The sequence below is a fragment of the Marinobacter fonticola genome (assembly GCF_008122265.1).
Lineage (GTDB): Bacteria > Pseudomonadota > Gammaproteobacteria > Pseudomonadales > Oleiphilaceae > Marinobacter_A > Marinobacter_A fonticola.
In genome coordinates this window covers 3,596,687-3,609,754 of the sequence record NZ_CP043042.1, presented here as the reverse complement: position 1 = coordinate 3,609,754, position 13,068 = coordinate 3,596,687, and the positions used below count along the sequence as shown (strand labels likewise).

Annotated in this window: 12 protein-coding genes; 6 read left to right on the top strand and 6 right to left on the bottom strand. The window is 59.0% G+C overall.

Going from position 1 to position 13,068, the window contains the following annotated elements; genetic code table 11:
* Positions 1 to 19 precede the first annotated feature (19 nt).
* Together FXO11_RS16110 and fba are read left to right on the top strand one after the other, a co-directional pair.
* Entirely contained in the window at positions 20 to 1,180 is a 1,161-nt protein-coding gene (locus FXO11_RS16110) for a phosphoglycerate kinase (protein WP_148863979.1), read from the top strand.
* Between the two features lie 37 nt (positions 1,181 to 1,217).
* On the top strand, positions 1,218 to 2,282 hold the full coding sequence (gene fba, locus FXO11_RS16105; RefSeq protein ID WP_148863978.1) for a class II fructose-bisphosphate aldolase: 1,065 nt from the start codon (positions 1,218 to 1,220) through the stop codon (positions 2,280 to 2,282).
* Between the two features lie 80 nt (positions 2,283 to 2,362).
* Here fba and FXO11_RS16100 read toward each other — a convergent pair whose 3' ends face one another.
* The 5 genes from FXO11_RS16100 to FXO11_RS16080 all read right to left on the bottom strand — a co-directional run bounded on the left by FXO11_RS16100 (position 2,363) and on the right by FXO11_RS16080 (position 7,513).
* Positions 2,363 to 2,980 (bottom strand): DUF2894 domain-containing protein, encoded by a 618-nt coding sequence (locus FXO11_RS16100; RefSeq protein ID WP_168203187.1) that lies wholly within the window; start codon positions 2,978 to 2,980, stop codon positions 2,363 to 2,365.
* Positions 2,970 to 3,626 (bottom strand): OmpA family protein, encoded by a 657-nt coding sequence (locus FXO11_RS16095; protein WP_148863976.1) that lies wholly within the window; start codon positions 3,624 to 3,626, stop codon positions 2,970 to 2,972. Before FXO11_RS16095 ends, FXO11_RS16100 begins: the two co-directional genes overlap by 11 nt.
* A complete protein-coding gene (locus tag FXO11_RS16090; RefSeq protein ID WP_148863975.1) occupies positions 3,626 to 5,704 on the bottom strand; it encodes a DUF802 domain-containing protein in 2,079 nt (692 codons plus the stop codon). The genes FXO11_RS16095 and FXO11_RS16090 overlap by 1 nt, the downstream gene beginning before the upstream one ends.
* On the bottom strand, positions 5,697 to 6,392 hold the full coding sequence (locus FXO11_RS16085) for a DUF3348 family protein (RefSeq protein WP_148863974.1): 696 nt from the start codon (positions 6,390 to 6,392) through the stop codon (positions 5,697 to 5,699). The genes FXO11_RS16090 and FXO11_RS16085 overlap by 8 nt, the downstream gene beginning before the upstream one ends.
* 143 nt (positions 6,393 to 6,535) lie before the next feature.
* Positions 6,536 to 7,513: an NAD(P)H-dependent flavin oxidoreductase gene (locus FXO11_RS16080; protein ID WP_148863973.1), complete on the bottom strand. Its 978-nt coding sequence runs from the start codon at positions 7,511 to 7,513 to the stop codon at positions 6,536 to 6,538.
* 148 nt (positions 7,514 to 7,661) lie between these two features.
* Between FXO11_RS16080 and FXO11_RS16075 the strand changes: the two genes are divergently transcribed.
* The 4 genes from FXO11_RS16075 (at position 7,662) to FXO11_RS16060 (ending at position 11,958) form a co-directional block, all read left to right on the top strand.
* A complete protein-coding gene (locus tag FXO11_RS16075) occupies positions 7,662 to 8,402 on the top strand; it encodes a DsbA family protein (protein WP_148863972.1) in 741 nt (246 codons plus the stop codon).
* Between the two features lie 383 nt (positions 8,403 to 8,785).
* A complete protein-coding gene (gene dinD, locus FXO11_RS16070) occupies positions 8,786 to 9,649 on the top strand; it encodes a DNA damage-inducible protein D (protein ID WP_148863971.1) in 864 nt (287 codons plus the stop codon).
* Between the two features lie 401 nt (positions 9,650 to 10,050).
* Complete coding sequence (gene trhO, locus FXO11_RS16065) at positions 10,051 to 11,049, top strand: oxygen-dependent tRNA uridine(34) hydroxylase TrhO (protein WP_148863970.1); 999 nt, start codon at positions 10,051 to 10,053, stop codon at positions 11,047 to 11,049.
* A 156-nt stretch (positions 11,050 to 11,205) separates the two neighbouring features.
* A complete protein-coding gene (locus FXO11_RS16060; RefSeq protein WP_148863969.1) occupies positions 11,206 to 11,958 on the top strand; it encodes a DUF481 domain-containing protein in 753 nt (250 codons plus the stop codon).
* Positions 11,959 to 12,068: 110 nt separating this feature from the next.
* On the opposite strand, the gene FXO11_RS16055 is transcribed toward FXO11_RS16060, so the two are convergent.
* Complete coding sequence (locus FXO11_RS16055; RefSeq protein WP_148863968.1) at positions 12,069 to 13,013, bottom strand: YbgA family protein; 945 nt, start codon at positions 13,011 to 13,013, stop codon at positions 12,069 to 12,071.
* Between the last annotated feature and the right edge of the window lie 55 nt (positions 13,014 to 13,068).

The following is a 13,068-nucleotide window of genomic DNA, read 5'->3' as shown; positions in this document are numbered from 1 at the left end:
TTGGAAAAGGAAAATTTTCATGACCATCAAGAAGATGACCGAGCTGGATCTTGCCGGTAAGCGTGTCCTGATCCGTGAGGATCTGAACGTTCCGGTTAAGGGCGGCCAAGTGACCAGCGATGCCCGTATCCGTGCCTCCCTGCCCACCATTGAGGCGGCGCGCGATGCAGGGGCCAAGGTCATGCTAATGTCCCATCTGGGCCGCCCGGAAGAAGGCGTCTATGACGAGGCGTCTTCCATGAAGCCGGTGGCTGATCGCCTGGGTGAGATGCTGGGCCAGCCGGTGCGCCTGATCGAAAATTACCTGGACGGTGTCGAGGTGGCCGACGGCGAAGTGGTGCTTTTCGAGAACGTCCGTTTCAATAAGGGCGAGAAGAAAGATGACGAAGCGTTGTCCCGTAAGTACGCCGCTCTGTGCGATATTTACGTTATGGATGCTTTCGGCACGGCCCACCGCGCCCAAGCGTCGACCCACGGTGTCGCCCGGTTCGCCCCGGAAGCTTGCGCCGGCCCGCTGCTGGCGGCCGAGCTGGAAGCTCTGAGTAAGGCGCTGGACAATCCGGCCAAGCCGGTTGTGGCCATCGTTGGGGGCTCCAAAGTGTCCACCAAGCTGGATGTCCTCAATTCGTTGTCCCAAGTGTGCGATCAAATCATTGTGGGTGGCGGCATCGCCAATACCTTCCTGGCCGCTGCCGGGCATCCGGTGGGCAAATCGCTCTGCGAGCACGACCTGCTGGATACCGCCAAGGACATCGCCGCACGGGTTGAGATTCCGCTGCCGGTGGACGTCGTTGTGGCCCCGGAATTCGACGAGAACGCGACCGCCACCACCAAGAATATTTCGGACGTCGCTAACGACGACATGATTCTCGATGTCGGCCCGGAAACTGCAGGACAATTTGCACAGCTCCTCAAAAATGCAAAAACCATCCTGTGGAATGGTCCGGTGGGCGTCTTCGAATTTGACCAGTTTGGCAACGGCACCAAGGCCCTGGCCGACGCTATTGCCCAGAGTGATGCTTTCTCTCTCGCGGGCGGTGGCGATACTGTAGCCGCGGTCGATAAGTATGGCGTGAGTGAGAAAATATCCTACATCTCGACGGGCGGCGGCGCCTTCCTCGAGTTTGTTGAAGGCAAGACCCTGCCTGCAGTCGCGGTACTGGAAGAGCGCGGCGCTTAACATTGATTTAGAAACGTTTCACGAAGGAGAGTACCCGATGGCCCTTATTTCAATGCGCCAGCTGCTGGACCATGCCGCCGAGCATGGTTACGGCGTACCCGCATACAACGTCAACAACCTGGAACAGATGCGCGCGATCATGGAAGCCGCCGACAAGACCGATTCTCCGGTCATCGTCCAGGCCTCTGCGGGTGCACGCAAATACGCTGGCGCACCCTTTCTGCGCCATCTGATTCTGGCGGCGGTCGAAGAATTTCCGCACATTCCAGTGGTTATGCACCAGGACCACGGCACCAGCCCGTCCGTGTGCCAGCGTTCCATTCAGCTGGGTTTCAGCTCGGTCATGATGGACGGCTCCCTGGGTGAAGACGGCAAGACCCCGACCGAATACGAATACAACGTCGATGTCACCCGTCGTACCGTGGAAATGGCTCACGCCTGTGGCGTGTCAGTGGAAGGCGAACTGGGCTGCCTGGGTTCTCTGGAAACCGGTCAGGCCGGCGAGGAAGACGGCATCGGTGCGGAAGGTACCCTGGATCACAGCCAGATGCTGACCGATCCGGAAGAAGCCGCCGACTTCGTCAAGAAGACCCACGTGGACGCCCTGGCCATCGCCATCGGCACCAGCCACGGCGCCTACAAGTTCACCCGTCCGCCCACCGGCGACATCCTGGCCATCGACCAGATCAAGGCCATCCATGCCCGTATCCCGGATACCCATCTGGTCATGCACGGTTCCAGCTCCGTACCCCAGGACTGGCTGGAAATCATCAACCAGTACGGCGGCGAGATTCCGGAAACCTACGGCGTACCGGTCGAGGAAATCGTCGAGGGCATCAAGCACGGTGTGCGTAAGGTCAATATCGATACCGACCTGCGTCTGGCTTCTACTGGCGCGATCCGTCGTTTCATGGCGCAGAACCCCGCCGAATTCGATCCGCGCAAATACCTGAAGGAATCCGTCAAAGCCATGTCCGACATCTGCATGGCGCGCTACGAAGCGTTCGGCACCGCGGGCAACGCCAGCAAGATAAAGCCGGTGAACCTCGAACGTATGTTCGAGCGTTATGCCGCTGGCGAACTGGATCCGAAAGTGAAGTAAACCGCAGTATCCAGCCCCCGGAACCGTTCCGGGGGCTGTCTCTCCCGCTTTTCACCCGGTCGCTTATTTTTCCTGCCAAATCAGCCTTTGATGTTGAGCCTCTCTAGCGACTGCAACAGGTCGGTATAGCTCGCAAACCGCTTCAGATAATCCGGTGAAAGCCGCTTAAGTTCCCCGACGGCGCGACTCACCAGCCGGTGCGCGTTCATCGGGCCTGCGTTTTCAGGCGACTGTTCGATAGCCGACTGGATTCGGCGCTCCAATGTCCGCTCACTTTGGAGCGCTCGGGCACGCATCACGGCCTTGAGGGGCCGGGGTGAATAGGCGGGTGCTGTATCTGCGGGTTCGGCGCCATCGCCGGCGAACAGCTCGGCCAGTGGCGATGTGCTTTCAGCCGTTGCTGCCGGTGACTGGCCATTCAGCAGATCGGAGAGTTGGGACAAGGGCGCAAGACTGACCGGCGATGGGTGGCGGTCCGACACCCGAGGCGTGGTCCGCAGGTGTGTCCTCTCGTAATCATCCAGCGCCTGCTGCAACTTAACCCAGTGTCGGCCGTGCTGCAGGTCGCGTTCCCGGAGCCGCCGTTCCAGTGCGTCCAGGTAGCGAAATCGGACCGGATCGACAGCCTGCTGGCTGGCGTGTCTTAATCGGTCGAGCCGCTGCCGTGGGGATTCGTGAGTTGCGGTTTCAGTCGTCATTGCCGGATCGCTTGGCTTCGGATTCGGCCGGTTCCGGCCGGGGAACCGTGCTGATCTCCACTCGCCGGTTGCGGGCGCGGGACTCGGCGTCCTCATTAGGCACGACAGGATGTTGCTCGCCGAAGGCCGCGGCAAAGACGCGATCCTTTGGCAGGCCTTCATCGATCAGCGCACGGGTTACATTTAGGGCCCGCTGTGCAGAGAGCCCCCAGTTGTCGCCATAACGATTCCCGGTATGGATCGGCAGATCGTCGGTGAAACCGCTGACCATCAGCAGCTCGTTATGGTTCTTCAGGTACGTATCAAGCGGTTCAACCAGGGATTGCAGCACCTCTTCGCCGTCTTTCTGGAGCTGGTCGGAGTTCAGCCCGAATAACACATTGCCGCTGATCCCGATGCGGCCATCACGGAAGGTGACGAGACCCTTGGTCAACGGGTCTTCGAGTGCCTGCTCAAGGGCCTGGCGCTTCTGTTGTTCCGCCACCCGGCGTTCCTTTTCCGCAGCCAGGGACTGGCTTAGCTCCAGTTGGACGCCAATGACCCAGACCAGTATCAGCACCAGTATGCCAACAAGGGCGGCCATCAGGTCAGAGAAGATCGCCCAGACCGGCGTCGACTGTTGTTCGCCGTCGTTAAGCACGTCCATCAGCGGGCCTCGCTGCTGGCGGGAGACGCCGATTGCAGGGCGGCCACGGCATCGATAACGTCTTTCTGGGAGCTGACGCTCAGGTCGATCACTTCCCGGGCCTGGGCAACATAATAGGCGAGCTGTTCGTCATGGCGGCTGCTGGCATGACCCAGGGCGTGCTGCATGTCGGCCAGGGTTTGCTGAAGTTGGGTGTTCGAGGTGCTGAACAGTTCGACCGCAGTCTGGAAAGCCTCGCTGAGGGCGCCAACTTCCTGGCTGCTGCCGGTGACGTCTTCAGCCAATTTAACCAACTGCTGGCTTTGCTCCTGGACCAACGCGTTGAAGCGGCCGCTGATACCATCAAGGGTTTCACTGGCCCCGGTGATCAGTGTATCCACCGCGTCGCGCTGGCTTTCCGCCTGGGTGCGCTGGGTCTCCAATAGGCTATCCAGTTGCTGAAGGAGCCGCTGCCGTTCTTCCAAAAGTTCGTTTTCCCGCTCGCTGTTACGGGCAATTTCCGTCTGTAGTTGCCTGATGATTTCCGCCGCTGCCTTGGGGGTTTCCGACGCGGTTTCGATCAGCCGGGTCATCGGCACCTCAAGCGCTGTGCCCAACTCGGTGAGATGTCTCGCCGCAGTAGCTTCCAGCGTTTCAAGGCGGTCGTGGGTCACTTGCGCTTGATCGGCCTCTTGGGCGTGGAGGGCGCTCAGCTGTTCGCTAATAGTGCTGGTCAGACGCTCAAGGCCGGTTTTCTGGTTGCCGATCAGTATGTCCGTGTTCTCGTTGAAACGGTTCTGATAGTCCAACAGCGTCTGGCCGAGGTCCTGCAACAGCGATTCGCTGGCGGTCTGCAGACGCTCGAGGCCGCTGCGCCACTGTTCGGCACTGTGCTCGTTGGCTCTCTGGAGCTGCTCTCCTGCCGCCTTGACCTGTTCGTGGAACTGGTCCTGCTGTTCCTGCTGATGCCGTTGCATGTCGGACAGCCATTGCTGTATCAGCTCCAGCATCTGCCTCCGGCTTTGCTCGCTGCTTTCCTCAAGGGCCTGGCGGTGTTCTTCGCTCGCCTGCTGTTGGGCTTCCAGATTGTGCTGCCAGCGTTCGCCGGCCTTAATCGTGGTGGTCTGGAAGGCTTCAGCTAAGTGGCCGATTTTGCTTTCCGCAGCCGATGACCAACTCCGGTGGAGCTCCCCGGCGTCGTCACGTAGCCGTATCATGGCGTCGCTTACAATCGGTTCGATGCGTTCCGCTGCTTGGCGTGAGCTGGCGTCCAATGCGTCCTTCAGGGATTGAGCCACGGTATCCGCCAGGGTCCGGTATTGATTGCCGACGGTATCGTGAAATTCTTGCTGGTTTTGGGTCAGGGACTGCTCCAGCCGCTGACCAACGTGTTCCATTCGGTCCAACAGGGACCCCATGGTGGTGGCCAGTTCAGGTAGCGCCTTGGCCTGGGATTGCAGCGCGGTAAACGCCTGGTGACGCTGGAAGTCTGCAGACAGGTGATGCAGCTTCTGGCGAAGATTGCGGTCCAGCTTACGGGAGATTTGCAGGCGATCCCGGCGACTCAGGGTTGAGGCCAGACCCAGCATGGCCGAGGCTGCAACGCCCGCGATGGAGGTGCCGAACGCCAAGCTGAGCCCTGCAATGGGGGCGGCGAGGGCGCTCCGGATAGCGCTGAGCTCAGTGCTGCCATCCAGGGCGGAAGCGGCTCCCCCCAGGGTCACGATCATTCCGGCAAACGTGCCCAGTAGGCCCAGCATGACCAGTAAGCCGGTGAGATACGGCGTTAGTTGAGGACCCGGCAGGGCGGCATCGTAACCTTCCAGCCGCCGTTGAACCGCAAACTGGATTGGCTCTGGCAGCCCATCCAGCCAACTGCCGAGCTGGTCCTCGCGGGTGGGCGTATCGTCCAGCCGCTCTGAAAGCCGCGCCGTGGTACCGCGGAATCCGGCAAGTTCGGTGAATCCCAGGCCGAATATCAGGGCAATAAGGCCAGTGAAGGCCAGCGCCAACGGGTTTGTTCCAATAAAGCCCGCGCCGACCCAAACCACCACGGCAATGCCGATGGCAAAGGCGAGGGTGAAAAACAGTTTACTCATGGTGATGGCTAACCTCGTTGTGGAAGGCCTCCAGCAGACCCAGTACCGGCTCCAACCGGACATCCAGTTCGGCGAGCAACAGGCTCTGCGCCTCCTCGCAGTAACGGTGCAGCCAGTTGCCGGGCGCTGACCCTGAACGGGATGCGCCCCCGGGTTCAGTTTCCAGAGCCCGGAAGCGCTGTTCCAGCGTCTTGGGAACCCGGGCAAAACACTGGGCGGTGTAGCTGGCCATCGTGTGGTCAAACACCGCATCCAGCTCTGCCAGCCGGGCCAGGTTCTGTCCCTGATCTTGCATGGCCTTTCGAACCTTGTCCCGCAGTTGCCGGGTCGTGGCCGCTATCTTTCGTTGTGTGGCCAGCAACGCATGGACATAAGGTTCCGCAGTGGGGTGGTCTCCGGGGTCGACGTCCGTCCCATACGTATGAATCCGCTTAGCCAGTAGCCGCCGGTTCCTGGCAAACTCCTGCACCAGACCTTGCAGGACCGCGCTCTGCGGGATGCCCGGCTGCCGGCTGCGAAAAGCGAGCGCGTCATCCAGCTTCATGGTGTCCCCGAGTCCGAACAGACGGCTCAGCCGCTCGGCGAAACACGGCAGTGACTCTTTGCGCGCTTGTGTGCCAGCGGCAGTCAGCGACTGCAGCAATCGGGCCGGAGAAGACCCGGGATCGGCAGAAATGCCTTGGCTCATGGTTGGTCGTTCGTTGGGAAATGGCTGCGAAGAACACCCGGTAATCAGGGCGGCACTCGTGTTAAGGGGGCCTAGTTTACCGGTGCAGTGTCGGCCAATGCCAGCTTACGAAACTTCGTTTGGGCTTGGGGGCACCCTGAGGCTCACGGCTTGAACGCCATGCCTTCGAGCCGAGTCAGCGCCTGCCGGTATTCCGCGAGCAGCCGCGATGCTAGGGTATCGACCGGTACCACGTCATGGATGGTGCTGACCCCCTGGCCGGCGGACCAGACCGTTTTCCATGCCTTGGCCTCGTCATCCACCGGTTTGAGTTTTTCGCCGTAATCGATGGCCCCGGGCTGGTTCAGTTTGTCCATGGGATAGCCTGCGGCTTCCAGGCTCTGGCGCATGAAGTTGGCGGGTATGCCGGATACGGCAGGGGTATGAATGATGTCGCCGGAGATCGCCTCCAGGATCATGCTTTGGTAGGCGCTGTCGGCACGGGACTCCTCGGTATTGATAAATCGAGTGCCCATATAGCCCAGATCGGCGCCCATGGCTTGGAGCGCAAGGATATCGTCGCCTTGAGACAGACAGCCGGCGAGAATAATCGTGCCGTCGAAGACGTCGCGGATTTCCTTCATTAGCACAAACGGACTGATCGTGCCCGCATGGCCGCCTGCGCCCGCTGCTACCCCGATAATGCCATCGACTCCGGCTTCCGCCGCCTTACGCGCGTGCCTTTGGTTGGTCACGTCGTGGAATACCAGCCCGCCGTAACTGTGCACCGCTTCCACCACATGGCTGGCGGCGCCCAATGAGGTAATCACAATCGGCACCCGATGCTTCTGGCATAGCTCCAGGTCGGCTTGCCAGCGGGGATTGGTCCTGTGGACGATCAAATTCACCGCGTAAGGGGCGACGGCGTTAGCGTTCGCTTTGCGCATGGCGTCGAGACCGCTGTTCATCTCAATCAACCATTGTTCGAAGCCCTCGCTGGTGCGCTGGTTAAGTGCCGGGAAGCTGCCGACGATGCCGTTGCGGCAGCACGCCAAGGCCAGTTCGGGACCTGATATCAAGAACATCGGCGCGGCAATCAAGGGCAGGGTCAGGCGGTGTTCCAATTGTGCGGGCAAGGCCACGGGTGCGTCCTCTCGTTAAGGGTGACTGTCGCATCTACGATGCAGACAAACACGTTATCGAAAGCGGGCTAAAGCGTCTATTGCTGCTCGCTGCCGGTAGTGTAAGCTGCCAGCATTGTTGATTAAGGCTGTTTTTCAGGAGAAAGGCATGGGCGAAGCAAAACGCCGTAAGACGAGCGGGGAGAATGTGCCGCGCAAAAGGACCGATAAGTCCGATAAGGGCGGCAAGTGGATGATGATCGGCGGAATTGTCGCCCTGCTGCTGGTAGTTATGGTGGTTTGGTGGGTCACGCAGCCGCCGGAACCGACATCGGATGCGTTGCCGGATGTGTCTGCCGATGCCGAACCTTTCCCGGCCACGTTCGATTCCGTGGGCGTGTCGATCGGGGATGCCGATGCACCGGTAGTGGTTCGCGAGTTCGCCGATTACCAGTGTCCGGCCTGCGCGCGTTTTGCCCCGGCGTCCAAACGCCTGCGCGACGAGTACGTGAAGAGCGGCCAGGTTCGCCTGGTATTCTACGATTTACCCCTGACTCAGCATGAATACGCGCAGGAAGCGGCTCTGGCGGCCCGTTGCGCGGCAGATCAGGACGCCTTCTGGCCCATGCACGACCGCTTGTTCGAACACCAAGGCGAGTGGAGTAGCTCCTCCGACCCGGTGGGCACCTTCGCCCGCTATGCCGACGAACTCGGACTGGACAGCCGGCGTCTGGAGCGCTGTGTCGAAACCGAGCTGCATCGCCAGGACATCAGTCAAAGTGTCGGTGTGGCCCAGCAGCTGCGCGTGGCGAGCACCCCGACCGTCTACGTCGACAACATCCGCCTGACCCGGCCGGGCTGGGCTCAGATGCAGGCGGTGATCGAGCGGGAGTTGGCCGCGCAGCCTTAGTGCACTGTTTGGTTGATTCGCTGACTTAATGAGGCCCTGAGAATCTGGATAGCAAGGCGCGGTGATGACGGTGTGGTGGTTCCACATCGATTCGCCGCAACGCCGCTAGCCAGACTCTCAGGGCCTCCCTTCGGGCGAGCTTCTGAAGGCTTTGGATCTGCGTTGCTGCTCTTTGACATGGAACCACCATGCCTGCAGACCAGCGCCTTGCCCAAAGCCTTCAGAAGCTCGCAGTAAGTCAGCGAATTAACCAAACAGTGCACTAGGACCTACGCGAAATTAGATCGCTTGCGGTTGTGAGCAATCGGAAAGAGTTGGCCGACAAAACCCATTTTATACCAGCGAAGACAGGCAGAGCCGGAATCACCAAAAGGACTTGAGCCATGGATAAGCAACTTCAGACCCTGCGAGACCATCTGGAATCTGCCGCGCAACGTGCGGATGCTCAGGGCATCGAATTCTGGTTTGCCCGTGATTTGCAGGAATTACTGGGCTATGCCCGGTGGGAGAATTTTCAGACCGCCATTCAGCGGGCGGTGGAATCCTGCGAGGCCAGTGGTCACCCTGCCTCGGACCATTTCCGTGGCGTCACGAAAATGGTCACGCTCGGTAGCGGTTCCAAGCGTGAAGTCGATGATTTTATGCTCACACGCTACGCCTGCTATCTGATCGCTCAAAACGGCGACCCACGTAAATCCGAAATCGCCTTTGCCCAAAGCTATTTTGCCGTACAGACCCGCAGGCAGGAGCTGATAGAAGACCGCATGCGTCTGCAAGCCCGGTTGGAAGCCCGTGACCGGCTAAGGGAGTCGGAAAAGGCGCTGTCACAAAACATATTCGAGCGCGGAGTGGATGAGGCCGGTTTTGGACGAATCCGTTCGCAAGGTGACAAGGCACTCTTTGGTGGCCACACGACTCAGGCCATGAAAGATCACTACGGCATTGTCAAAAACCGCCCATTGGCAGACTTTCTGCCCACGTTAACGATCGCCGCCAAAAACCTCGCCACGGAGATGACGAATCACAACGTGGAGCAGTCTGACCTTCAGGGAGAGCATGCCATTACGGGCGAGCATATTCAGAACAACAACAGCGTTCGGGATATGTTAGGCCAGCGCGGCATCAAACCAGAGCGCCTTTCCGCCGAGGAAGACCTGAAGAAACTGGAGCGTCGCGTGAAATCGGAAGAGAAAAAACTGGCGAAAGGTACCAAAGCTCTGCCGCCACACGATGAAACTGGAGACTAAGCAGGCCACGGCAAAAGAGCGGAGTGCAGTTGTCGACTAACCCTTGACAACTCATGACGACAGCAGCGGATAAGCAAGACGAGCTTTGAACCACCTGCAGAGGAATACTCCGCGCCGTTCATGCTCGGATAAATGACATTGCAAAACGCCTTGCCGAGGTCGCCGATACGCACAACCAGTATCTGAAAGAGCTGGGGCTGCCGCCTGTGCAGTTGAGAGCAAAAAGTGTATTGGTGAAAAAATCCATGCGAGGTGCTGCACAAGTGCTACGGCATCGGTGTCTTCCGAAGCCCCCTTCTTTCCCTTCCCCGCATTGGTTAAAATCCGCTCCGTTTCCGGTACTCACCGGCGTTTTAAAAACCATGCTCCGGATTTACGGTCCGGCCCGCAGGAGACATTCAATGAACGATATTGTGGTATGCGCGCTGTATAAGTTCACCGCGCTCGACGATTACGAGCGTTTGCGCGAGCCGTTGCTGGCACTGCTGGCTGAGCGGGACGTTCGCGGCACCCTGTTGCTGGCGCATGAAGGCATCAACGGCACGATTGCCGGTTCCCGCGAAGGGGTCGACGCGATCAAGGCGTGGCTTGCCGAAGACGCGCGTTTCGAGGGCGTGGATTTCAAGGAATCCTTTGTCGATGTCCAGCCGTTCAAACGCACCAAGGTCAAGCTCAAGAAAGAGATCGTGACGATGGGTGTGGAAACGGTCGACCCGCGCCGTACGGTCGGCACCTATATCGAACCCAGGGACTGGAATCAGCTGATTTCCGATCCCGATGTACTGCTCATCGACACGCGTAACCAATACGAAGTCGAGGTTGGCACCTTCCGCAATGCGGTTAACCCGGCTACCGAAACCTTCCGCGAATTTCCGGACTACGTGGAAAAGCACTTGGATCCGTCCCGCCACCGCAAGGTTGCCATGTTCTGTACCGGCGGTATTCGTTGCGAAAAATCAACGGCCTACCTCAAGGAGCAGGGCTTCGACGAGGTTTATCACCTCAAGGGAGGCATCCTTAGATACCTCGAGGACGTACCCCAGGACGAGAGTCTTTGGGAAGGCGAATGTTTTGTGTTCGATGACCGGGTAACGGTCAACCACAAACTGGAGCGTGGCGGCTACGATCAGTGTCATGCCTGCCGCCGTCCCATTACAGAAATGGATAAGCAGCGGGCGGAGTATGAACAGGGCGTAAGCTGCCATCAGTGTATCGATGAGCTTTCACCGGAACAAAAAGCCCGATTTGCCGAGCGCGAAAAGCAAATACGTTTGGCCGAAGCCCGTGGCGAAACTCACGTCGGTGGCGAGGCTGCGAGCGTCATTGCCCAGCGCAAACGGGCTAAGCAGACCGCCCGCGCCCGTCAAACTGAGCGGAGCCGCCTGGGGGAAAACCGGTAGCGTCGTTACAGCTGTGCAAAAAAACGGTAAGAAACGGCGCTAACAACCTGCTCAGATTCGCTGCCTGTCTGGAATAACGACCTTTTTTGTTATGCACCGATCGTGTTGTATGGGCGCGGTTGGTGCATATCGTTGTATAGGATTTAAGGAGTAGGCATGCGAGTAAGAAGTTCGTTTGTTTGGGCCGCAGCATTGGTGACGCCACTGGCCATGGCACAGGATGCGGGCGATGAATGGGAAGGTGAGGGCGAGCTAGGCTTGCTGATCACCCAGGGCAATACCGAAGAAACCAACTTCAACGTCCGGCTTGCGGTAAAGCATGAAGTAGAAACCTGGCGCAACACGGCTATGGTGCGGTCGCTTTACTCCGAAGGGGAAGATCCCGATACCGGCGAAGAAGAGGCGACAGCGGAGAAATATCAGGCCGAGGCCGAAACCAACTATAAGTTCGATCCGACGCAGTTCTTGTTCTTGCGGGGCGCTTATGAAAACGATCGATTCGCCGCCTACGATTTCCAGTCATCCAGCACGGCCGGTTATGGTAATCGTGTATGGGAAGACGGCGAGCGTTCCTACCTGGATCTGAAGGCGGGTGCCGGTTATCGCTTTAACAAACTGGAAGAGCCCAACGACGACGGTGAAGATGCCGAGGATGGCGCCGTATTGCGCTTCGCCGGGGCCTTCCACTACGCGTTGTCGCCTAACGCGGTGTTCATTCAGGAAGTGGGTTCGGAAGTGGGTCTGGAAGATGACAATACGATCACCGAATCATTGACGGCCGTTCAGGCCGACATCATTGGCAACCTGTCGATGAAGGTCGCCTATCGCCTCAAGCACAATTCAAACGCGCCTTCCGAAGCCGAAAGTACCGATACCGAAACCTCCCTCACGGTGCTCTACGGTTTCTGATTATCCATCTCCTGACCCCAGGCGGGCGCTTAGGTCCGCCTTTATCGACTCCCCGTCTGTCGCCGTTTGTCTTTCTTCCGTTCGGATTGAATATGCTGGTTCAGTTCCCATCAAACGCGGTTACGTAAGCCCAGGTCTTCCGGGTAGGGGCTGAGGTAATCCTGACGGGCAAGATAATCGACCGGCTCGCGGCGCTGCGCCATGCGTAGTAGCGTCATGGGCACCACGAGCGGTACTTCCTCACGCAGGTAGGCTTCGATTTGCTCGCCGATGACCTGCCGGTCCGAGGCCGAGAGGCTCTCGCGCAGAAACCCCATCATGTGCTGCATGACATTGGCGTGGGCGCCCCGGTGGATTTTCTGACTCATCGCCTCCATGAATAAACGAATATAGCGGTTCGCCACGGTTTCGATGGGCTCGGATTTCTGATCGGCGACCTGACGGCCCAGAATGCGGTAGGTTTTCTCGCAATGAGCCATCAGCTGGAATTTGTGGCGGGTATGGAATGCGACCAGAGCCGAGCGGCTGAGCCCTTCGTCCTGCATGCGCATCCAATCATCGTAAGCGTAAACGCGCTCGATAAAGTTCTCTCGTAGATGGCTGTCATTGAGGCGGCCTTCTTCCTCTACCGGTAGTAGTGGATAAGCCTGCATCAGCGCATCGGCAAACAGCCCGCGGCCCTCCCGGTGAATCACGCGGCCTTTCTCATTGTGGACTTTGATGCGCTCCATGCCGCAGCTGGGTGATTTGGCCATGAGAATGTAGCCGCGCAAATCGGCAAGTTGAGGGAGCCTGGATTCGATCCAGTCGCGCATGGTATCCGTATGGTCGGCGTCGCCCTTTGACTCCGTCAACCGCAAGCCATTATCCAGTTCGCGCAGGTGGATGGTCGGGCGCGGTACGCCCAGACCGGCTTCGAGTTCCGGACAGATCGAGCGGAACTCGAAATAGCGTGAAAGTACACCGGTGCAAAACCGTGAATGCTTGTGACCGCCGTCGTGGCGGACGGGATTGCCCAGTAGGCAGGCGCTGATGCCAACGGGGATGTTGCTCATGACGGACGCTTCCTGTCTGGCTCTTGCTCGGTTTAAAGATTGCGTTTGAAGCGTT

Excerpts from the sequence above, each read along its gene's own strand:
- FXO11_RS16110 (WP_148863979.1), top strand. The coding sequence starts at position 20 with ATGACCATCAAGAAGATGACCGAGCTGGATCTTGCCGGTAAGCGTGTC.
- fba (WP_148863978.1), top strand. The coding sequence starts at position 1,218 with ATGGCCCTTATTTCAATGCGCCAGCTGCTGGACCATGCCGCCGAGCAT.
- FXO11_RS16100 (WP_168203187.1), bottom strand. The coding sequence starts at position 2,980 with ATGACGACTGAAACCGCAACTCACGAATCCCCACGGCAGCGGCTCGAC.
- FXO11_RS16095 (WP_148863976.1), bottom strand. The coding sequence starts at position 3,626 with ATGGACGTGCTTAACGACGGCGAACAACAGTCGACGCCGGTCTGGGCG.
- FXO11_RS16090 (WP_148863975.1), bottom strand. The coding sequence starts at position 5,704 with ATGAGTAAACTGTTTTTCACCCTCGCCTTTGCCATCGGCATTGCCGTG.
- FXO11_RS16085 (WP_148863974.1), bottom strand. The coding sequence starts at position 6,392 with ATGAGCCAAGGCATTTCTGCCGATCCCGGGTCTTCTCCGGCCCGATTG.
- FXO11_RS16075 (WP_148863972.1), top strand. The coding sequence starts at position 7,662 with ATGGGCGAAGCAAAACGCCGTAAGACGAGCGGGGAGAATGTGCCGCGC.
- dinD (WP_148863971.1), top strand. The coding sequence starts at position 8,786 with ATGGATAAGCAACTTCAGACCCTGCGAGACCATCTGGAATCTGCCGCG.
- trhO (WP_148863970.1), top strand. The coding sequence starts at position 10,051 with ATGAACGATATTGTGGTATGCGCGCTGTATAAGTTCACCGCGCTCGAC.
- FXO11_RS16060 (WP_148863969.1), top strand. The coding sequence starts at position 11,206 with ATGCGAGTAAGAAGTTCGTTTGTTTGGGCCGCAGCATTGGTGACGCCA.
- FXO11_RS16055 (WP_148863968.1), bottom strand. The coding sequence starts at position 13,013 with ATGAGCAACATCCCCGTTGGCATCAGCGCCTGCCTACTGGGCAATCCC.